An 18,515-nucleotide genomic window follows, 5' to 3' on the forward strand; every position below is an offset into this window, starting at 1 on the left:
TCGATGGCGTTGCTGGATACCGTTCTGGGCCGCGATGCGCCCTGCCGGCACCGCCGCATCGGCAAATACTGCCCCGATTGCGGCATGCTGCAGGAACTGCCGCGCTATTCCTTTGGCGAGATGACCAAGGGGCCGGCGGTCTTTTGGATGGAAAAGGGCTTTCGCCGCACGCTGGTGGGGCTGTTTCACCATCCCGGCCGCGCAATCAGGACCTTTCTGTTCGAGGATCGCAATCATCTGATCAAGCCGATGGCCTATCTGCTGCTGGCCATCGCCTTCAATCTGGGTGTTCAGGGTCTGCTGTCCGAACCCGCAGCCTGTGCCGCCGATGACGGGCTGTGCCTGATGTTCAAAGAGGACCCGGTTACGCCCAAACTGGTCGAGATCGGGATTTTTGCCCTCATCTATCGGCTGGCCTTCCGGCGATAGGGGCTGAACCTGTGGGAATATGGCGTGGGCTTCGGCTATATCGTGGCGCAAAGCTTTATCCTGGGCGCGCTGCTGAGCCTGGCTTTCGTGTTCCTGCCCCAGCTTCTGCGCGACACCATCGCCTTTTTCGGCTCCACCTTCTACATCATCAGCGCGACCATCATGCTGCTGAACATCCGAGGGGTATGGCGGCGCGCAGGGGCGGTGGCTTTGGGCGTTTTCGGGCTGATGCTGTTCATCATGATCCTGATCGGCATGGGCGAAATCTGGGTTCTGGAACCGCCAGCGGCCTGATTTTCTGCGCTGCGGCAAATCGTCTCTTGCCAATTCTGACGCGGCGCGGCAGTTTCGCGCAAGATTATTGCTGCGAGGAATTCATGTCACGACCCTATCGTTCGGTTCTTTATATTCCGGCCGCCAATGCGCGTGCCTTGGATAAGGCACAGGGACTGGCTGCGGATGCGATCATCTTTGACCTTGAAGATGCGGTGGCGCCCTCGGAAAAGCAGGCGGCGCGTGACCAGTTGGGCGCGGCGTTGCAGAATGACTATGGCGGGCGGGCGCGGATCGTGCGGATCAACGGGCTGGACACGCCCTGGGGTGCCGACGATGCCCGTGCCTTTGCCACCGGAGCCGATGCGGTGCTGATCCCCAAGGTGAACAGCCCCGCCGATCTGGACCAGGTCGCCGCGCTGGTGCCCGATGCGCCGTTGTGGGCAATGATGGAAACCGCGGCAGGCATGCTGAACGCGGCCGCCATCGCCGCCCATCCGCGGTTGGAAGGGATGGTCATGGGCACCAATGATCTGGCCAAGGAAATCAACGCCCGTTTCCGCGCCGACCGTCTGCCGATGCAGGCCGGTCTGGGCCTGTGTCTGCTGGCGGCCAAGGCCAATGGCAAGGTGATCGTGGACGGGGTGTTCAACGCCTTCAAGGACGATGACGGTTTGCGCGCGGAATGCGATCAGGGCCGCGACATGGGCTTTGACGGCAAGACCTTGATCCACCCCGCGCAACTGGCCATCGCCAACGCCGCCTTCGCCCCGACCGAGGCCGAGATCGACCTGGCCCGCCGCCAGATCGACGCCTTCGAGGCCGCCACCGCCGAGGGCAAGGGTGTGGCCGTGGTCGATGGCAAGATCGTCGAGAACCTGCACGTGGAAACCGCTCGCAAGATGCTGGATCAGGCGCGGGCGATTGCCGAACTGACCGGGGCGTGACAGGGTAGCGGCGATTCACGTCCAGCGAAGGAGTGCCAGATGCTGATCCTGATCCTTGGTGTCGCCCTGTGGTGGCTGCCCCATCTGTGGAAACGTGCCGCCCCCGATCATCGCGCGGGCTTTGGCGAAAAGGGCAAGGGCATTGTCACCGGCGTTCTGGTCCTGTCGATCATCCTGATGATCTGGGGTTATCGCACGGCTGACGGCCCGGTCTGGTGGGGGCCAACGGCTGCGCTGAAGGGGATCAACAACCTGCTGATGCTGTTGTCGATCTATCTGTTTGCGGCCTCGGGGATGAAGACCCGGATCACGCGCAGCATTCGCCATCCGCAGTTGCTGGGCTTTGCCATCTGGGCCTTTTCGCATCTTCTGGTGAATGGGGACCTGCCGTCCTTCGTGCTGTTTGGCGGTTTGCTGGCCTGGGCGCTGGCCACGATCATGCTGATCAACCGCGCTCAGCCCGCCTGGACCCCGCCCGCCGGGCCGTTCCCGCCGCGCAAGGAAATCATGGCCGCTGCCGGTGCGGTGATCGTGCTGCTGGTGCTGGGTGGCATCCATGCCCTGCTGGGCTATAACCCGTTCGGAGCCTGAGAATGACGACACTTTACCGCTGCATCACCGAGGATGACACCGCGCAGTTCTGCCACCGCGTCAGCGAGGCGCTGTCAAAGGGCTGGTCGCTGCATGGCAGCCCGACCATGGGCTTTGATCCGGTCAAGGGCGTCATGCGCCTTGGCCAGGCCGTGACCAAGGATGTCGATGTCGTCTATTCCCCTGATCTGAAACTGGGACAGCAATGAGCAAGACCAATCCGGGCCGTTTCTTCGAGGATTATCATATCGGGCAGGTGATCCGGCACGCCGTGCCGCGCACCGTGGCCGAGGGGGAAAGGGCGCTGTATCACGCGCTGTATCCCGCCCGGCATGCGCTGTATTCCAGCGATGAATTTGCCGCCGGCTGCGGGCTGGAAAGCAGCCCGATGGACGACCTGATCGCGTTTCATGTGGTCTTTGGCAAGACCGTGCCCGATGTCAGCCTGAACGCCATCGCCAATCTGGGTTATGCCGAGGGGCGCTGGCTGGCTCCGGTCTGGCCCGGCGACACGCTGCGTTCGGAATCCGAGGTGATCGGACTGAAGCAGAACAGCAATGGCAAGTCCGGTGTGGTCTACGTGCGCACGCGCGGTTTGAACCAGATGGACCAGCCGGTGCTGGAATATGTGCGTTGGGTCATGGTCCGCAAACGGGACGAGGCCGCCCCCGCGCCCGAAACCGTGGTGCCAGAACTGGCTAGTGCGGTGGATGCCGGCGATCTGGTGGTTCCAGAGGGCTTGAATTTTTCCGATTATGATTTTGAATTGGCAGGGGAAAAGCACCGTATTGGCGATTACGAGATTGGCGAGAAGATCGACCATGTCGATGGCGTCACCGTCGAAGAGGCCGAGCATATGCTGGCCACACGCCTGTGGCAGAACACCGCCAAGGTGCATTTCGACGCCACCAATCGCGAGGATGGCAAGCGGCTGATCTATGGCGGTCATGTCATCAGCATGGCCCGCGCGCTGTCGTTCAACGGGCTGGCCAATGCACAGATGATCGTTGCGTTGAATGCGGGCGCCCATGCCAATCCCTGCTTTGCCGGTGACACCATCCGGGCCTGGTCCGAAGTGCTGGACAAGGCCAAGACGGATGCGCCCGGCGTCGGTGCCATCCGGTTGCGGCTGGTTGCGACCAAGGGCGATAGCGGGGCGTTTCCGTTGAAGGGTGCGGATGGGAAATACCTGCCCGAGGTGTTGCTGGATCTGGACTATTGGGCGCTCATGCCCGTTTGAACCGAAGCGGCGGGGGCTTTCCGCCTCGTGTCGATCGGTCCTCGGATCAACGGCGGACCGACCGATACCCCGAAGGATATTTGGGCACGGATGATGGCGCGATGGGTTCTGTGATCACATGCGCGGCGGCTGTGATCACGATCTGCGAAAATCGAATAAATTCATCTGCGGGTGTGGCATAAGACCGTGACACTTGGCAGAAAGACCGACAGAAGCAAGGCAAATCGCCAGCCCGCGCGGCCAGCCTGCATTGTGCTGACCGCTCGCGGGCCTGCGTCAGACGCGAGACAGGAGGGCCGCACGCATGGCTGATGTGAACCGGGGCAATCGCCCGCTTTCCCCTCATTTGCAGGTCTACCGGCTGCCTGTCGCGGCCGTGACCTCTATCCTGTCACGCGCGACCAGCGTGGCCTTGGTGGCGGGGCTGTTGATGCTGGTCTGGTGGCTGGTTGCTGCTGTCAGCGGGCCGGGTGCCTTTGATCTGGCCGATGGCGTTCTGCGCAGCTGGTTCGGTTTTCTGGTGATGACCGGGGCCACCTGGGCGCTGATCTATCACGCTTTGGCCGGGATCCGGCATTTGTTCTATGACGCAGGCATCGGGATCGAGATCGAAGCCGCGCGCAAGTCAAGCTGGGTGATCATCGCGGCCTCGGTCGTGCTGACCCTGGTGGCGCTGATCCTGTTCTTTATCTGAAGGGGGCTGACGATGCGTTACATTTCTGCGCGCAAGCAAGCCGAGGGGCTGGGTGCCAGCCATACGGGCACCGTCGATCACTGGCGCATGACCATCAGCGCCGTCGCGCTGGCGGTGCTGACGCCGGCCTTCCTGATGGTGATCGGCGGCGCGATCGGCCTGCCGCGCGAGGGCGTTCTTGCCTATTTCGGGCGGCCCTATCCGGCTGTTGTCACCGCCCTGTTCATCGTGGTGGGCATGCTGCATTTCATCAAGGGAATGCAGATGATCATCGACGACTATCTGCAACATACCGAACGCAAGGTCGGTATCATCTTTGCCGTGATCTTCGGCTATGGCGTCATCGCCGCCACGGTCTTCGCACTGGCGAAAATGGCATTCACGAGCTGAGGACACCATGGCTGACTACAAGATCGAAACCCATGACTATGATGTGGTCGTCGTCGGTGCCGGTGGCGCGGGCCTGCGGGCAACGCTTGGCATGGCTGAACAGGGGCTGCGCACGGCCTGTGTGACCAAGGTGTTCCCGACCCGCAGCCATACCGTTGCGGCGCAAGGCGGCATTGCCGCCAGCCTTGGCAATATGGGGCCCGACAACTGGCAATGGCACATGTATGACACGGTGAAGGGCAGCGATTGGCTGGGCGACACCGATGCCATGGAATATCTGGCGCGCGAGGCCCCGAAGGCCGTTTACGAGCTGGAACATTACGGCGTGCCCTTCAGCCGCACCGAAGAGGGCAAGATCTATCAGCGCCCCTTTGGCGGCCACACGACCGAGTTTGGCGAAGGCCCCCCGGTTCAACGCACCTGCGCCGCCGCCGACCGCACCGGCCACGCCATCCTGCACACGCTTTATGGCCAGTCGCTGAAGGAAAACGCCGAATTCTTCATCGAATATTTCGCGCTGGACCTGATCATCACTGACGGCAAATGCACCGGCGTGGTGGCATGGAAGCTGGATGACGGCACCATGCATGTCTTCAACGCCAAGATGGTCGTGCTGGCCACGGGTGGCTACGGCCGCGCCTATTTCAGCGCCACCAGCGCCCATACCTGCACCGGCGATGGCGGTGGCATGGTTGCCCGCGCCGGCCTGCCCTTGCAGGATATGGAGTTCGTTCAGTTCCACCCGACCGGGATCTATGGTTCGGGCTGCCTGATCACCGAGGGCGCGCGTGGCGAGGGTGGCTATCTGACCAATAGCGAAGGCGAACGCTTCATGGAGCGTTATGCCCCGACCTATAAGGATCTGGCATCCCGCGACGTGGTCAGCCGCTGTATCACCATCGAGATCCGCGAAGGTCGCGGCGTGGGCGAGAAGAAGGACCATATGTTCCTGAACCTCATGCACCTGCCGCCGGAAAGCCTGCATGAGCGTCTGCCGGGGATCAGCGAAAGCGCCAAGATTTTCGCCGGCGTCGATGTCACGCGCGAGCCGATCCCGATCCTGCCGACCGTGCATTATAATATGGGCGGCATTCCCACGAATTACTGGGGCGAGGTGCTGAACCCGACCGAGGCCCATCCAGACCACGTTTTCCCCGGCCTGATGGCTGTGGGCGAGGCAGGTTGTGCATCGGTTCACGGGGCAAACCGCCTTGGCTCTAACAGTCTGATCGACCTGGTTGTCTTTGGCCGCGCCGCGGCGATCAAGGCGGGCGAGATCATCGACCGCGAGGCGCCGGTCCCGGCCACGAACCAGCCGGCGGTGGATGCGATCCTGGCGCGGTTCGATCGCTTGCGGAATGCCGATGGCAACACCCCGACCGCAGAACTGCGCGACGAGATGCAGCGCACGATGCAGGCCGATGCAGCGGTGTTCCGCACCGACAAGACCCTGGCCGAGGGCGCCGAGAAGATGGAAAAGATCGCCTCGAAGCTGAGCGATCTGAAGGTCACCGACCGCAGCCTGATCTGGAACAGCGACCTGATGGAAACGCTGGAGCTGGAAAACCTGATGGCCAATGCCATGGCCACCATCGTTGCCGCCGAGGCGCGCAAGGAAAGCCGCGGCGCCCATGCGCACGAGGATTGGCCTGAGCGGGATGACGCCAACTGGCGCAAGCATTCGCTTGCATGGGTTGACGGAAACAAGGTTAAACTCGCCTATCGTCCGGTTCATCTTGACCCCCTCACAAAGGCCGAGGATGGCGGGATCGAACTGAAAAAGATCGCGCCGAAGAAAAGGGTTTACTGATGCGTCAATTCCGTTTTCCGATCATTCTGACCGTCGCTGCGCTTGCGGTGACGGCCTGTGTGCCTATCACCCCGATGCCGGGCCAGGCGCCGACCGGGCCCGTCGCCACCACGCCGACCGCGCCGACGGTGCTGGATGCGGCCTCGCGCGCGGTGGCCCGCACCGCCATCAATGCCGAGATGGCCAAGCGCCTGCCCGGTGCCAATACCGCGCCTTACACCGATTGCGTGGTCAACAATGCCACCACGGCCGAGCTGATCGACATCGCCCAGATGACCAATGCCGGTGTCTCGGGTGCGGCGGACAGCGTGGCTGCGATCGTCTCGCGTCCGGGCACGACCCAGTGCATCGCCGGTGCCGCCGCCTCGGCGCGAAGCACCACCTGAGACGGGTGACTGCCATGACCCGCACCGGAACCCGCCTTGCCTTTGCCTCGTCGTTGCTGATGGCGGCGATGCTGGCGGCCTGCGGTCCGGTGCCGGTCGATCAGGCCGAGCGCAGCTGTCTGCGTGATGCGCAGATGGCCAGTGCGCCGCGCACCGAACTTGGCATCGGTGTCGCCTCGACCCGAGGCGGGGATGTGAGGCCCTATGGCAGCCTGTCTTTTGAGGTCAGCGGCGACTATCTGATGGGCCGTGATCCGGCGGATGTCTTTGCCAATTGCGTGATGCGCCGCTCGGGGCAGCCGCCCTCGGTTCCGCTGCACGACCAGCCGGCCTGGCGGGGCTGATCATGGCCGATGTCGCAGCAGCAGACAGCGCCGGCAGCCCGCGGCTGATCATCCATCTGGGTGTGCAAAAGACCGGCAGCACCTCGTTGCATCATTTCCTGACGCGCAATGCGGATCAGCTGGCGGATCGGCTGGTCATCCGCACCCCGCAGGCCGGAACGCCGATGCGTCCGCTTGGCCGTGCGGCGATCAATTTCAGCCTGGATCCCGACCGCGACAGCGAGGCGCGTCTGGACGAGGCCATCGCCACCATCCGCGAGGAATTGCCGCAGGATGGCCGGACGGTTCTGATCAGCCATGAAAACCTGGCCGGTGCGATGCCCGGCAATGGCGGCGAAACACGGCTGTTCCCGATGCTGCCCCGGATCATCGCGGCGCTGGACCGGGCCTTTGCGCCGGTTCCGCCGGTCTATGCGGTCTATACCCGGCCGATGCAGGCCTGGCGGGCCAGTGTCTGGGCGCAGGCGGTGCGCACCGATGGCTATGGCCGGACCTATGCCGAGTTTCTGGACGAGATGCGGGATCTGCCCGATTGGGACGATCTGGCCGCGCGGCTGCTGGCGGCGGCGCCGGGGCGGATGCATCTGTTCGACCTGACCGAGGAACGTGATTTCGCGCGACCCGGCACCCAGCTTTTGCGGCTGGCGGGGCTGGATGATGCCGCGATTTCCGGGCTGCGCCCCTTGGCCAGCCCCTCGATGCAGCGCCTGAATGCGGGCGCGACGGAATTCATGCGGCGCCTGAACAATCTGGCTCTGAACCCGCAGGCGCGCGCCAAGGTGGCCGATCTGGTCGCGCGCGCCCAACCTCTTTTCAACGCCGATCACGGGGCGGATCTTCGTCCCGGCCAACGGCCCGAAGGCACCCAGTAAGACGAGGCAACCCATGGTCCAGTTCACCCTTCCCAAGAACAGCAAGATCACGGTCGGCAAGACCTGGCCCGCACCGCAGGGCGCGACCCGCACCAAGGTGTTCAAGATCTATCGGTGGGATCCCGATACCGGCGAAAACCCGCGGCTGGACACCTATACGCTGGATCTGGACAAGACCGGGCCGATGGTTCTGGACGCGCTGATCAAGATCAAGAACGAGATCGACCCGACGCTGACCTTCCGCCGGTCCTGCCGCGAGGGGATCTGCGGATCCTGCGCGATGAATATCGGCGGCGGCAATCATCTGGCCTGCATCTATGGCATCGACGAGGTCGCGGGCGATGTCGCCATCTATCCGCTGCCGCATATGCCGGTGGTCAAGGATCTGGTGCCGGATCTGACGCATTTCTACGCCCAGCATGCCAGCATCAACCCCTATCTGATCACCAAGACCCCCGAACCGGGTGTCGAGTGGAAGCAATCCATCGAGGATCGCAAGAAGCTGGACGGGCTTTATGAATGCATCCTGTGTGCATCCTGCTCGACCTCTTGCCCCAGCTATTGGTGGAATGGCGACCGTTATCTGGGACCGGCCGCGTTGCTGGCGGCCTATCGCTGGATCATCGACAGCCGCGACGAGGCGACGGGCGAGCGGCTGGATGCACTGGAAGATCCGTTCAAGCTGTATCGCTGCCACACGATCATGAACTGCACCAATACCTGTCCCAAGGGGTTGAACCCCGCCAAGGCGATCGCCGAGATCAAGCATATGATGGTTGACCGCATCGTCTGATTTGCGTCCCGCGATGGCCGGGGGGCTTTGCGCCCCCCGGACCCCCCGCAGGATATTTCAGGACCAAAGCAGGCCCGGAATCGCGCAAGGCGGTTTCGGGCCTGTCTTATGACAAGGCCACCAGCTGCGTCATGGTGTTGAATTATGGTTGACGTGGCAGGGCGATCTGATGTGTGTTTCCGCTAACACATTTCGGTTTTCCACGTAAGGGAAGGGCCCGCGCCATGATCCCCGCAAGGTCCAGCTTTCCGCCCGGTTTTCTGTTCGGGGCGGCGACATCAGCCTATCAGATCGAGGGGGCAGGTTTCGGCGGGGCCGGGGTGTCGCATTGGGACAGTTTTGCGGCGACGCCGGGCAATACGGCGGGCGCCCAGGATGGATCGCGGGCCTGCGAGCACGTCCTGAGGTGGGAAGAGGATCTGGATCTGCTGGCGGGGGCCGGGCTGGATGCCTATCGGTTCTCGACATCATGGGCGCGGGTGATGCCGGATGGGGTGACGGTCAATCCCGAGGGGCTGGATTTCTATGACCGGCTGGTCGATGGAATGTTGAGCCGCGGGTTGAAGCCGTTTCTGACGTTTTATCACTGGGATATGCCGTCGGCGCTGGCGATGCGAGGTGGGTGGCAAAACCGCGAGATCGTCGATCATTTCGCGGGTTTCTGCCGGGTTGTTCATGGCCGGATCGGCGACCGGATCGAGGCAGCGGCGACGCTGAACGAACCATGGTGTATCTCCTGGCTGTCGCATTTTCTTGGCATCCATGCGCCGGGCCTTTGCGATATCCGGGCCACGGGCCATGCGATGCATCACGTGATGCTGGCGCATGGGACCGCTGTTGCCGCGTTGCGGGCGGATGGGATGCGCGACAATCTGGGGCTGGTCCTGAATTTCGAGACCGCCCATCCCGCCGATGACAGGCCCGAATCCGTGGCTGCCGCGGCACGGCAGGATGCGATCTATAACCGCTGGTTCGTTCAGGCGGCGATGGGCCAGGGCTATCCGGCCCTCGCGATGGAAGGGTTGGAGCCGCATCTGCCGCCGCGCTGGCAGGACGATCTGGCGATGATCGCGCAGCCGCTGGACTGGCTGGGGGTGAATTACTATACGCGCAAGCTTCATACCTTTGATCCCGGCCCCTGGCCGCAGACGGCCGAGGTGCCGGGACCGTTGCCCAAAACCCAGATCGGGTGGGAGATCCGGCCCGAAGGTCTGGCCGAGTTCCTGTTGCGTTTGAAGCGGGAACACACTGGTGATCTGCCGCTATATGTGACGGAAAACGGGTTGGCGCTGGCTGACGAGGCCGAGGATCAGGGCCGGATCGACTATCTTGCGGGGCATTTGCAGGCGGCGCGGCAGGCCATCGCCGAAGGGGTCGACCTGCGGGGTTTCTTCTATTGGTCGCTTCTGGACAATTACGAATGGTCCTTGGGCTATGGGCCGCGTTTCGGGCTGATCCATGTCGATTACCAGACCATGCGGCGGATGCCCAAGGCCAGCTGGCACGCCCTGCGCGCGGCACTGCGCGGCTAGGATGCGCAAGGCCCTATAGCGGCAGGATTGCCGGCCCGTATGGCGTGTCGATGCGATGGGCGGCGATGCCGAAGACCCGCGACAGGTTTTCGTCGGTCAGCACGGTCTCGGGCGGGCCGTCCGCCAGGATCTCGCCCTTGGCCAGCAGGATCAGGCGGGTGCAGAACCGGGCGGCCAGTCCAAGATCGTGCAACGAGGCGAGGATGCTGCTTCCCTCATCCGCCAGGGTGGCGAACAGGCGCAGGCAGGCAAGCTGCTGGGCGGGGTCGAGCCCGGCGATTGGTTCATCGGCCAGCAACAGCGGGGTGTTCTGCGCCAGGGCGCGGGCGATCAGCGCGCGGGCCTGTTCGCCGCCCGACAGTCGCGTCGCGGTGCGATGGCGGAAGGCGTCAAGCCCGATGCGGCTGATGGCGGCGTCGATTGCGGCGCGATCCTGCGCGCCCGATGCGCCGGGCCAGGGGATGCGGCCAAGCGCCACCAGGTTCTCGACGCTGACGGGCCAGGCGATTTCGCGCGATTGCGGCAGATAGGCGGCGTGCTGGGCGCGGGCATGGGCGGGCAGGGTGGCCAGATCGGACGCACCCTGAAAGGGGATCAGCCCAAGCGCGGCCTCTAGCAGCGTTGATTTGCCCGCGCCGTTCGGGCCCAGCAGGCCCACAAACTCGCCCGCCTCGACCCGCAGCGAGATGCCACGCAGAACCGGCCGGTTGCGGCGGGTGACGGTCAGGCCTTGCAGTGACATCAGGCTCATCCCAGCCCTCCGCGCGCGCGTGTTTTCCAGATCAGGTGCAGAAACAGCGGCGCCCCCACCAGTGCCGTCAGAACCCCCAGCTTCAGGTCGCGTTCCGGCATGATCAGTCGCACTGCGATATCGGCCGCCAGCACCATCGCCGCCCCGCCAAGCGCCGAGGCCGGCAACAGGCGCGAGGGCTGTGCCCCGACCAGCGGGCGCAGGATATGCGGGACCACCAATCCGACAAAGCCGATGGCCCCCGCCACGGCTGTGGCCGGCCCGATCAGCAATGCCACACCCGCGACCAACATCCAGCGCAGACGCCCCGGTGCCACGCCCATGGCGGCGGCGGCGCTTTCGCCAAGGGTCAGCGCGTCCAGCCCACGCGCGGTCCGCGCCAGCACCAGCGCGCCAACCACCATGGGCGGCACCGCCAGCCACAGATGCAACATCGAGCGATCCGCCAGCGACCCCATCAGCCAGAACACGATTTCGTTGGCCGCATAGGGATTGGGTGACAGGTTCAGCACCAGCTGCGTGCCAGCCCCGGCCAGCGCGGAAATGGCGATGCCCGCAAGGATCAGCGTCACCGACCCGCCGCGCGGGCCAGCCAGCAGCATCAGCGTGGCAACCCCAAGCGCGGCCCCGGTCAGGGCGGCCAGCGGCAGCCCAAGCGCCGCTGCCGCAGACAGCCCGGTCTGGATCGCGATGACGGCGCCAAGGGCGGCCATGCCGCTGACACCGATCAACCCCGGCTCGGCCAGGGGGTTGCGCAGATAGCCTTGCAGTGCAGCGCCCGACAGGCCAAGTGCCGCGCCGACCACAAGCCCCAGAACCGCGCGCGGCAGGCGGATTTCGCGCATCACTATGGGCAGCGGTCCCTCGTCCCCAACCAGCAATGCGCGCAACCCCTCGGTCACGCCGATGCCGGCCGGACCGGTCGTCAGCGAGATAAGGAACAACACCGCAACCAGCGCGGACAAGGCCAGCATCAGGCGGATCATTGCAGCGCCTCGATCGCGTTCAACACGAAGGGCGTGCCACAAACCCAATCGCGATCGGTCACCTGGGCCGTGCCGGGGGCGGTCCTGGCCAGCGCGGGATGATCCAGGATCGCCTCGGATCGGGATTGGCCGGGCCATTTGGCCCCGGTGATCAGGCGATCGGGCCCGGCCATGACCAGCAGTTCCATGGGCAGCGCCGTGGTATTGGCGATGCCGTAATCCTCGGCGATATTGTCATAGCCGGCGGCCTCGACGATGGCGCCGGCCAGTGTGTCGGGGCCAGAGGTGAAGCCATTGGCGTAATACAGCGCCGCCCGCCCGCGCGGGACTTCCGCCGCCAGTGCGGCCAGCCCCTGATCGAAGCGTGCGATCAGATCGGCGGCCTGTGGCGCGCGGCCCAACCAATCACCGACCCGCGTGATCTCGTCCCTGATCGCCTGAAAATCATCGGCGGGCGGCAGCACTTCGACCCGGATGCCCAGGCGTCGCAGCATGGCGACAGTGGGGCCGGATGTGAACTGGCCCGCGATCACCAGATCGGGGCGCATCAGATAGATTTCCTCGGCTCGGCCGTAATTCAATGCATAGTCCGCTGCCTGATCGGCCATGGGCGACATGCGCGGATCGGCGGCCAGATCGCTGACCGAGATCAGCTGCCCCGGCGCGGCCAGCAGCATTGCGATCTGGTCGGTGCACAGGTTCATCGACACGACCCGCCCCGGCGGTTCGGCAAAGGCGGGCAGGGTCGCGGCAACCGCCACGGCCAGCCCCCGTATCAGATCAGAAATCGGCACGGATGCCCACATAGATGGCGCGGTCCGATGTGCCATAGCCCCGGACCAGCTGATATTCGCGGTCCAGCAGGTTCTCGATCCGCAGATAGCCGGTCGTCTCGGCTGTCAGCGGGTGGCTGAGATCCAGATCGACGGTGGTAAAGCTGGGCAGGTCAAGGCGGCGGTCCGCCTCGTAATGCAGGCTGATGCCGGCTGTGGTGCCGGTCGCAAGGCGGGTTTCCGCGCCAAGTGACAGCACATGTTCGGATACGTCCGACCAGTCGGTTGAATCAATGTTGTCGGTATAGGTATAGGCGCCCGACAGCGTCAGACCGTTCGACAGGGCAAAGCGGCCATCCAGCTCGACCCCGCCGCGGCGCGACCGGCCTTCGACCTGATTATAGCAACCGAAGGGCTGACCGCAGGAGGTCGAGCTGGTGTCGAAACCGATCAGGTTCTCGGCGTCCAGCCAGAAGGCAGTGACGCGCAGATAGCTGTCCTCGCCCCATTGCTTTTCTATGCCCAGTTCGGCGGTCATGCTTTTCTCGCGCGTGATCGAGGCATCGCCATAGGGGCCGTAAAGTTCATACAGCGAGGGGGCGCGGAAACCGTTGCCGATGGCAGCGCGGATCAGCAGATCGGGCTGAACCCGCCAGACGGCCGAGACCCGGCCCGAGGTAAAACCTCCCGCGCGGGAATGGTCATCGCGGCGGATCGAGGCGCTGATGTCGACATCGGGTCCAAGCGGCGTTGTGATCTCGGCGAAGGCCCCGGACAGGCGGGCATCGCCCAGCCCCTGAGCCGTTTCCTTTTCGGTATCGGCGCCGAAGATCAGCCTTGAACCATTGCCGCCAAGATCGGTGGCGCCTTGCCAGGCCAGTTTCGTGCGGGTGCCAACAAAGGGATCATCGACCACGACATTGGGCAGATAGAGGGGGGCCGCGAAATCCTGACTGCTGAGCCGATCGGTGCGATAGCGGGTCAGCGCGATCCTGTGATCCACCGGTCCAGTGGTAAAGTCAGCAAAGGCCCGCAGGCCAAAGGCTTCGCGGCTGGTCTTGTCATTGCCCGGCGTGCCGGCGACATCACCGCTGAAATCGTCGAAATTGCTGGTGCTGTCTTCCCAGAACCCGTTCAGGCCGATGGTGGTCTGGGCATCCAGCCGGTGCGCGGCATAGAAGCTGAGGCGGGTCGCGTCATGGCCGTCGGCCTCGAAATTGCCGTCATTCTCGTCGCGGGCGGAAAAGCCGTCGGTTTTGATGCGGCTGGCGGAAAAGGCCAGATCGGTCGCATCGTCGCGATAGGTGACACCATAGCTGGCCGCCAGGGTGTCATAGCTGCCGGCCTCCAGCGCAAAGCTGTGATGCAGGCCGTCCCGCGTCGGGCGCAGGCTTTGAATGTCGATGACGCCGCCGATCGCGCGCGATCCGTACAGCGCCGATTGCGTGCCGCGCAGCACCTCGATCCGCCCGATGCCGCCGCCGGTCAAGCCGCCGAAGTCAAAGGCCGGCTGGCCCGCCGCCGGGTCACCGATGTCGATACCGTCGAAGATCACCGGCACATATTCCTCGGGCGTGCCCCTGACCGAGATCGCCGCCGTGGTGCCAAGCGGGCCGGACCGGCGCAGGCTGACGCCGGGCAGATCCTGCAAGGCGGCGGAAACCGGGCGCGCGGGCGCGGCCAGCGTCGCAGCTTCGATCACCGAGACCGAGCTGCCGCTGCGCGACAGTTCGGTTTCCTCGGCATTTGCGGTCAGCGTGATGGCCGGCAGGGCATAGGGCTGATCAGGGGTGGCGCTTTCCTGCGCCTGGATGGCGCCGGCCGCCAGGCAGGTGGCCAGAGCGGTGCCGGTAGCAAGACGATGCCGATGCTTCATTGGGTCGGTCCTTCCGGTTGCCCGGTTCGCGGGCTGGATCTGTCATGACCGGCAGGGTTGCCCGCCGGACGGTTCGAACCACCACGACGGAAGATCCGTTTCACGCACGCGCCCCGCATGCGGTCAGGGTGATGGCCAAGGCAGGTCTCCTGACTTCGCGGGTCGCTGCTTGGCCGGGCCTTCCCGTCCGCCGGGGCGGATAGTGGCGTGATCCGGCCTCGCTCGCCGCTTACAGTTGCGGGGGCAGTCGCGGGGTTGCACCGCGTTCCCTTTTCACCGGGCTGTGGCCCGGAACCGAGGCAGAGGCCCGGTTAGCCGATCACGGGCCGTGGCGCAAGAAATATCGCTGTGGACGCCCGATGGCTGCCGTGCAGTGGATATTTATGCACGGATGATGGGGCGAGTTCAGGTCGCGGTCAGGCTGGCGACCCATTGCGGCACGGTTTGGCTGGCGGGGCCGGTGATGCGGTGGGTGAAGTCGCGGGAATTGGCGCTGTCGGCAAGGTTCAGTTCCGGACAGTCGATACCACGGCGGGCGGCGTGCTGGGCAAAGCCGGCGGCCGGGTAGACATTGCCCGAAGTGCCGATGGCCGCGAACAGATCCGCATGGTCCAGCGCGTCCCAGATCCGGTCCATGTGATAGGGGATTTCGCCGAACCAGACGATATCGGGCCGGGTGGTCGGCTTGCCGCAGGCGGGGCAGGGATCGTCGGGCCGCATCACGGCGGGCGCGGGCCAGCGATGGTCACAGGCCGCGCACAGCGCGCGGGTCAGTTCACCATGCATGTGGATCACCTCGGCGCTGCCGCCGCGTTCATGCAGGTCATCGACATTCTGCGTCACCAGCGTCAGATCGTGCATCCTAGCAAGCCGCGCCAGCGCGTGATGGGCAGGGTTTGGTGCGACCTCGGCCAGCCTTGCGCGCCGCTGGTTGTAGAAGTGGTGGACCAGTTCGGGCGCGCGGGCAAAGCCTTCGGGCGTGGCCACGTCTTCGATCCGGTGATTTTCCCACAACCCGTCCGAGGCGCGAAATGTGGCAAGCCCGCTTTCGGCCGAGATACCGGCCCCCGTCAGAACGGTGATGCGCAAGGCGAAATCAGCGGCAATAGGCCTCGGCCGCGCCGGCAAATCGCTTGTAGCGCGCCCAGAAGGCGTTGTCGGCGTCACGCTTGGATGTCCGCGCCTCTTGCGCCTTGTGCGGGTCGCTGAAGAAATCGGCGGCACGGCGCTGGTCCGAACGCGACAGCGTCTGGTTGGCGACCTGCTGGATGCAGCCGCAAAGCGCACCGTTGCCGCGGGCGCGGTCTGATCGGACGCAGGCATTGTCGATGGGGCCGGCCAAAGCCAGCGGAGTGGTCAGCACAACGGCTGCCGCCGCGATGATGATGCGGTTGAGCATGGGACTGTCTCCTCGGTTCCTCGGGCTGGCCATGCGGGTTTCGTCACCCGTCTGTTCACGGCCTTATACCCCAAGGATATAGCAAAAGAGTTACCGCTGCTCAATAAACTCGGCGGGGCAGATACGCGCAAAGGTGGTGCTGCGGACGCAATATCTGGGGATCAGGCGGGTTCGGGTGAAAAACCCGCCTCGCGAATCGCGGCCTCGGCCCTGGCTGGGTCCAGCCCGTCGATGCTGACCCGGCGATTTTCCAGATCGACCTTTGCGGTGCCGCCGGCGGTCGAGATCGCTTCCTCGATGCTGGCCTTGCAATGGCCGCAGCTCATGTCGGGGACCTTGTATTCCATTTGCATTCCTTCGCTTGACCGCGCCGTCCCGTGCCGTCACACGGGGCGGCATGGAGTGGATCGGTTTCGATGCGGACGATACGCTGTGGGAAAACGAGACGTTTTTCCGCACGACCCAGGCTGGCTTTGCCGAATTGCTAGCCGGCCATGCCACGCCAGACCGGATCGCCGCACATCTGTTCGACACCGAACGGCGTAATCTTGACCGCTATGGCTATGGGATCAAGGGGTTCATGCTGTCCATGGTTCAGACAGCGCTGGAACTGACCGATCGCCGCCTGCCGGGCGAGGCGGTGGCCCGCATTCTAGAGATGGGGCAGGACATGCTGGCCCATCCTGTGCACCTGCTGGATGGCGCAGCCGGGGCGGTCGAGGCCCTGTCGGACCGGCGGCGCATCCTGATCACCAAGGGCGACGTGCTGGATCAGGAACGCAAGATCGCGCTGTCCGGGCTGGCCGAGCGATTCGACGCCATCGAGATCGTCCAGCACAAGACGCCGCAGGCCTATGGGGCGATCTTTGCCCGCCACGGCATCGACCCGGACGGGTTCGTGATGGCCGGAAACTCGATGAACTCCGATATTCTGCCGGTGCTGGCGGCTGGCGGCCATGCGGTGCTGATCGACCATCCGCTGACCTGGGCGCATGAACAGGCGCCCGATCCCGACCATCCGCGCTTTCACCGGCTGGACCGGATCGCCGATTTGCCGGCTCTGATCGAAAGGCTGTCCCGATGAACGCGAATATGCGGGCCGCGATGCTGATGGTGTTGGGCATGGCGCTGTTCGCGATCGAGGATCTGTTTCTCAAGCTGCTATCGGGGCATCTGCCCGTGCCGCAACTGCTGGCCATGTTCGGATTGCTGGGCTGGCTGTTGTTCAGCCTGCTGCTGCGACGGCGCGGGCGGCGGTTCTGGACCCGCGACCTGTTGCTGCTCCCCGTCATCTTGCGAACTTTGGGCGAGCTGATCGGCGGTTTCGGTTTTGTAGCGGCATTGGCGCTGACGGACCTGTCCTCGACCTCGGCGATTTTGCAGGCGCTGCCGCTGGCGCTGGTGCTGGGCGGCGCGCTGTTTCTGGGCGAGCAGGTGGGCTGGCGTCGCTGGCTGTCAGTGCTGCTGGGGTTTGCGGGGGTGCTGATGATCCTGCGGCCGGGAAGCGATGCGTTCCAGCCGGCCTCGCTGCTGGCGCTGATCGGTGTGGCGGGGCTGACATTGCGCGATCTGGTGACGCGGCTGGTGCCGGCACATGTGCCCTCGGATCAGCTGTCGGCGGCGGCCTATGCGATGTTCGTGCCCGGCGGTGTGGTGCTGACACTGATGGGCGGGCAGCCGGTTCTGATCCCCGAAGGCGGGCAATTGGCGCAACTGGTTTGCGCGGCGCTGATCGGCGGGGCCGGCTATGCGGCCATGGTGGCGGCGACGCGCGCGGGGCAGGCCTCGGTCATTGCGCCGTTTCGCTATGCGCGGCTGGTCTTTGCGCTGCTGATCGCGGCGGTGGTGCTGGGCGAGCGTCCCGATGGCTGGACGCTGGCCGGGGCAGGGTTGATCGCGGTGGCGGGCGCCTATGCCATGTGGCGCGAGGCGCGTCTGGGGCGCAGAAACGCCCGGACCTCGGGCATTGGGTTGCAGCGGGGACCCCAGCCCTAGGCTGGCCCTCAGGGTGGGGTCGGGTCCGTCGCGATGCACCGGCTCAGCACCACCTGCCTCGCGCCCTCGCGACGATAAAGTCCGGTCAGCACCACGCCATCACCGGGCTTTCGGTCGCCGATCGCTGTTGCGATGCAGGTGACTTGCACATCGCCCGGCTCGCACAGGACCAGTTGGGCCGGGGCGCTGCCGCTTTCGATCACGCTGATCCGGCCGCGTATGGTCAGGCTGACAGGCTCGCTGCCCTTGGGCGCGAAGGCGACCCAGTCGGGCAAGGTGGCACATGTTGCGGCCCGGCTGGCCTGCGCCACGCCCGGCCGAAACGGTGCCAGCGGCCCGAACGGATCCTGTGCTGCGGCCGGTGCCGCCGCGACAATGCCCACGCATAGCGCCGGCAGCATCATTCCCGATCCGATGACCCGATCCATCCCCTT

The 18,515-nt window shown here is 64.9% G+C and carries 24 protein-coding genes and 1 riboswitch; of the genes, 16 read left to right on the forward strand and 8 right to left on the reverse strand.

From position 1 onward, the window contains the following. Positions 1 to 3 precede the first annotated feature (3 nt). The 14 genes from FNJ84_RS06190 (at position 4) to FNJ84_RS06255 (ending at position 10,301) form a co-directional block, all read left to right on the forward strand. Positions 4 to 429, forward strand: coding sequence for a DUF3667 domain-containing protein (locus FNJ84_RS06190; RefSeq protein ID WP_143792137.1), 426 nt, complete (start codon positions 4 to 6; stop codon positions 427 to 429). Between the two features lie 24 nt (positions 430 to 453). Next, positions 454 to 723, forward strand: a complete 270-nt coding sequence (locus FNJ84_RS06195) for a hypothetical protein (RefSeq protein WP_143792138.1) — start codon at positions 454 to 456, stop codon at positions 721 to 723. Between the two features lie 83 nt (positions 724 to 806). Then, entirely contained in the window at positions 807 to 1,649 is an 843-nt protein-coding gene (locus FNJ84_RS06200) for a CoA ester lyase (RefSeq protein WP_143792139.1), read from the forward strand. 39 nt (positions 1,650 to 1,688) lie between these two features. After that, positions 1,689 to 2,240 carry an NnrU family protein gene (locus FNJ84_RS06205; protein ID WP_143792140.1) on the forward strand — a complete coding sequence of 184 codons (552 nt, stop codon included), beginning with the start codon at positions 1,689 to 1,691 and terminating at the stop codon, positions 2,238 to 2,240. Between the two features lie 2 nt (positions 2,241 to 2,242). Next, positions 2,243 to 2,449 carry a DUF1737 domain-containing protein gene (locus FNJ84_RS06210; protein WP_143792141.1) on the forward strand — a complete coding sequence of 69 codons (207 nt, stop codon included), beginning with the start codon at positions 2,243 to 2,245 and terminating at the stop codon, positions 2,447 to 2,449. After that, a complete protein-coding gene (locus FNJ84_RS06215) occupies positions 2,446 to 3,480 on the forward strand; it encodes a MaoC family dehydratase (RefSeq protein ID WP_143792142.1) in 1,035 nt (344 codons plus the stop codon). The genes FNJ84_RS06210 and FNJ84_RS06215 overlap by 4 nt, the downstream gene beginning before the upstream one ends. Positions 3,481 to 3,784: 304 nt before the next feature. Next, positions 3,785 to 4,174, forward strand: coding sequence for a succinate dehydrogenase, cytochrome b556 subunit (gene sdhC / locus FNJ84_RS06220; protein ID WP_143792143.1), 390 nt, complete (start codon positions 3,785 to 3,787; stop codon positions 4,172 to 4,174). Between the two features lie 12 nt (positions 4,175 to 4,186). Then, on the forward strand, positions 4,187 to 4,564 hold the full coding sequence (gene sdhD / locus FNJ84_RS06225; RefSeq protein ID WP_143792144.1) for a succinate dehydrogenase, hydrophobic membrane anchor protein: 378 nt from the start codon (positions 4,187 to 4,189) through the stop codon (positions 4,562 to 4,564). A gap of 7 nt (positions 4,565 to 4,571) precedes the next feature. Further along, on the forward strand, positions 4,572 to 6,374 hold the full coding sequence (sdhA, locus tag FNJ84_RS06230) for a succinate dehydrogenase flavoprotein subunit (RefSeq protein ID WP_143792145.1): 1,803 nt from the start codon (positions 4,572 to 4,574) through the stop codon (positions 6,372 to 6,374). Beyond that, entirely contained in the window at positions 6,374 to 6,760 is a 387-nt protein-coding gene (locus FNJ84_RS06235; protein WP_143792146.1) for a hypothetical protein, read from the forward strand. Before sdhA ends, FNJ84_RS06235 begins: the two co-directional genes overlap by 1 nt. A 14-nt stretch (positions 6,761 to 6,774) precedes the next feature. Then, positions 6,775 to 7,104, forward strand: coding sequence for a hypothetical protein (locus FNJ84_RS06240; RefSeq protein WP_143792147.1), 330 nt, complete (start codon positions 6,775 to 6,777; stop codon positions 7,102 to 7,104). Positions 7,105 to 7,106: 2 nt separating this feature from the next. After that, complete coding sequence (locus tag FNJ84_RS06245; RefSeq protein WP_143792148.1) at positions 7,107 to 7,976, forward strand: hypothetical protein; 870 nt, start codon at positions 7,107 to 7,109, stop codon at positions 7,974 to 7,976. 13 nt (positions 7,977 to 7,989) lie between these two features. Further along, entirely contained in the window at positions 7,990 to 8,769 is a 780-nt protein-coding gene (locus tag FNJ84_RS06250) for a succinate dehydrogenase iron-sulfur subunit (protein WP_143792149.1), read from the forward strand. Positions 8,770 to 8,993: 224 nt separating this feature from the next. Next, positions 8,994 to 10,301 (forward strand): GH1 family beta-glucosidase, encoded by a 1,308-nt coding sequence (locus tag FNJ84_RS06255; RefSeq protein ID WP_143792150.1) that lies wholly within the window; start codon positions 8,994 to 8,996, stop codon positions 10,299 to 10,301. Between the two features lie 13 nt (positions 10,302 to 10,314). Here the strand turns inward: FNJ84_RS06255 and FNJ84_RS06260 are convergent, their stop codons facing one another. The 7 genes from FNJ84_RS06260 to FNJ84_RS06290 all read right to left on the reverse strand — a co-directional run bounded on the left by FNJ84_RS06260 (position 10,315) and on the right by FNJ84_RS06290 (position 16,433). Continuing rightward, entirely contained in the window at positions 10,315 to 11,052 is a 738-nt protein-coding gene (locus tag FNJ84_RS06260) for an ABC transporter ATP-binding protein (RefSeq protein WP_143792151.1), read from the reverse strand. Next, positions 11,049 to 12,038 carry an iron ABC transporter permease gene (locus tag FNJ84_RS06265; RefSeq protein ID WP_143792152.1) on the reverse strand — a complete coding sequence of 330 codons (990 nt, stop codon included), beginning with the start codon at positions 12,036 to 12,038 and terminating at the stop codon, positions 11,049 to 11,051. Before FNJ84_RS06265 ends, FNJ84_RS06260 begins: the two co-directional genes overlap by 4 nt. Then, the gene (locus FNJ84_RS06270) at positions 12,035 to 12,832 is read right to left on the reverse strand and encodes an ABC transporter substrate-binding protein (protein ID WP_363323841.1); all 798 of its coding nucleotides are present in this window, start codon (positions 12,830 to 12,832) and stop codon (positions 12,035 to 12,037) included. The genes FNJ84_RS06265 and FNJ84_RS06270 overlap by 4 nt, the downstream gene beginning before the upstream one ends. Continuing rightward, positions 12,819 to 14,687 (reverse strand): TonB-dependent siderophore receptor, encoded by a 1,869-nt coding sequence (locus tag FNJ84_RS06275; RefSeq protein WP_143792154.1) that lies wholly within the window; start codon positions 14,685 to 14,687, stop codon positions 12,819 to 12,821. Before FNJ84_RS06275 ends, FNJ84_RS06270 begins: the two co-directional genes overlap by 14 nt. A 121-nt stretch (positions 14,688 to 14,808) precedes the next feature. Next, positions 14,809 to 15,001: riboswitch (cobalamin riboswitch) on the reverse strand. A gap of 91 nt (positions 15,002 to 15,092) precedes the next feature. Then, positions 15,093 to 15,776, reverse strand: a complete 684-nt coding sequence (locus FNJ84_RS06280; protein WP_143792155.1) for an NAD-dependent deacylase — start codon at positions 15,774 to 15,776, stop codon at positions 15,093 to 15,095. 7 nt (positions 15,777 to 15,783) lie between these two features. Further along, positions 15,784 to 16,086 carry a hypothetical protein gene (locus FNJ84_RS06285; protein WP_143792156.1) on the reverse strand — a complete coding sequence of 101 codons (303 nt, stop codon included), beginning with the start codon at positions 16,084 to 16,086 and terminating at the stop codon, positions 15,784 to 15,786. 161 nt (positions 16,087 to 16,247) lie between these two features. Beyond that, the gene (locus tag FNJ84_RS06290) at positions 16,248 to 16,433 is read right to left on the reverse strand and encodes a heavy-metal-associated domain-containing protein (protein WP_143792157.1); all 186 of its coding nucleotides are present in this window, start codon (positions 16,431 to 16,433) and stop codon (positions 16,248 to 16,250) included. Between the two features lie 50 nt (positions 16,434 to 16,483). Here FNJ84_RS06290 and FNJ84_RS06295 point away from each other — a divergent pair, with 50 nt between their 5' ends. Together FNJ84_RS06295 and FNJ84_RS06300 are read left to right on the forward strand one after the other, a co-directional pair. Next, positions 16,484 to 17,170 carry an HAD family hydrolase gene (locus FNJ84_RS06295; protein ID WP_143792239.1) on the forward strand — a complete coding sequence of 229 codons (687 nt, stop codon included), beginning with the start codon at positions 16,484 to 16,486 and terminating at the stop codon, positions 17,168 to 17,170. Then, positions 17,167 to 18,081 carry a DMT family transporter gene (locus tag FNJ84_RS06300; RefSeq protein ID WP_143792158.1) on the forward strand — a complete coding sequence of 305 codons (915 nt, stop codon included), beginning with the start codon at positions 17,167 to 17,169 and terminating at the stop codon, positions 18,079 to 18,081. The genes FNJ84_RS06295 and FNJ84_RS06300 overlap by 4 nt, the downstream gene beginning before the upstream one ends. Before the next feature lie 8 nt (positions 18,082 to 18,089). Here the strand turns inward: FNJ84_RS06300 and FNJ84_RS06305 are convergent, their stop codons facing one another. Continuing rightward, on the reverse strand, positions 18,090 to 18,509 hold the full coding sequence (locus tag FNJ84_RS06305) for a hypothetical protein (protein ID WP_143792159.1): 420 nt from the start codon (positions 18,507 to 18,509) through the stop codon (positions 18,090 to 18,092). Between the last annotated feature and the right edge of the window lie 6 nt (positions 18,510 to 18,515).

Source organism: Paracoccus sp. M683 (assembly GCF_007096355.1).
GTDB lineage: Bacteria > Pseudomonadota > Alphaproteobacteria > Rhodobacterales > Rhodobacteraceae > Paracoccus.

Bases quoted from the DNA above. Each gene is read 5' to 3' on its own strand.
- FNJ84_RS06190 (WP_143792137.1), top strand. From the start codon at position 4: ATGGCGTTGCTGGATACCGTTCTGGGCCGCGATGCGCCCTGCCGGCAC.
- FNJ84_RS06200 (WP_143792139.1), top strand. From the start codon at position 807: ATGTCACGACCCTATCGTTCGGTTCTTTATATTCCGGCCGCCAATGCG.
- FNJ84_RS06205 (WP_143792140.1), top strand. From the start codon at position 1,689: ATGCTGATCCTGATCCTTGGTGTCGCCCTGTGGTGGCTGCCCCATCTG.
- FNJ84_RS06210 (WP_143792141.1), top strand. From the start codon at position 2,243: ATGACGACACTTTACCGCTGCATCACCGAGGATGACACCGCGCAGTTC.
- FNJ84_RS06215 (WP_143792142.1), top strand. From the start codon at position 2,446: ATGAGCAAGACCAATCCGGGCCGTTTCTTCGAGGATTATCATATCGGG.
- sdhC (WP_143792143.1), top strand. From the start codon at position 3,785: ATGGCTGATGTGAACCGGGGCAATCGCCCGCTTTCCCCTCATTTGCAG.
- sdhD (WP_143792144.1), top strand. From the start codon at position 4,187: ATGCGTTACATTTCTGCGCGCAAGCAAGCCGAGGGGCTGGGTGCCAGC.
- sdhA (WP_143792145.1), top strand. From the start codon at position 4,572: ATGGCTGACTACAAGATCGAAACCCATGACTATGATGTGGTCGTCGTC.
- FNJ84_RS06235 (WP_143792146.1), top strand. From the start codon at position 6,374: ATGCGTCAATTCCGTTTTCCGATCATTCTGACCGTCGCTGCGCTTGCG.
- FNJ84_RS06240 (WP_143792147.1), top strand. From the start codon at position 6,775: ATGACCCGCACCGGAACCCGCCTTGCCTTTGCCTCGTCGTTGCTGATG.
- FNJ84_RS06245 (WP_143792148.1), top strand. From the start codon at position 7,107: ATGGCCGATGTCGCAGCAGCAGACAGCGCCGGCAGCCCGCGGCTGATC.
- FNJ84_RS06250 (WP_143792149.1), top strand. From the start codon at position 7,990: ATGGTCCAGTTCACCCTTCCCAAGAACAGCAAGATCACGGTCGGCAAG.
- FNJ84_RS06255 (WP_143792150.1), top strand. From the start codon at position 8,994: ATGATCCCCGCAAGGTCCAGCTTTCCGCCCGGTTTTCTGTTCGGGGCG.
- FNJ84_RS06260 (WP_143792151.1), bottom strand. From the start codon at position 11,052: ATGAGCCTGATGTCACTGCAAGGCCTGACCGTCACCCGCCGCAACCGG.
- FNJ84_RS06265 (WP_143792152.1), bottom strand. From the start codon at position 12,038: ATGATCCGCCTGATGCTGGCCTTGTCCGCGCTGGTTGCGGTGTTGTTC.
- FNJ84_RS06275 (WP_143792154.1), bottom strand. From the start codon at position 14,687: ATGAAGCATCGGCATCGTCTTGCTACCGGCACCGCTCTGGCCACCTGC.
- FNJ84_RS06285 (WP_143792156.1), bottom strand. From the start codon at position 16,086: ATGCTCAACCGCATCATCATCGCGGCGGCAGCCGTTGTGCTGACCACT.
- FNJ84_RS06290 (WP_143792157.1), bottom strand. From the start codon at position 16,433: ATGGAATACAAGGTCCCCGACATGAGCTGCGGCCATTGCAAGGCCAGC.
- FNJ84_RS06295 (WP_143792239.1), top strand. From the start codon at position 16,484: ATGGAGTGGATCGGTTTCGATGCGGACGATACGCTGTGGGAAAACGAG.
- FNJ84_RS06300 (WP_143792158.1), top strand. From the start codon at position 17,167: ATGAACGCGAATATGCGGGCCGCGATGCTGATGGTGTTGGGCATGGCG.
- FNJ84_RS06305 (WP_143792159.1), bottom strand. From the start codon at position 18,509: ATGGATCGGGTCATCGGATCGGGAATGATGCTGCCGGCGCTATGCGTG.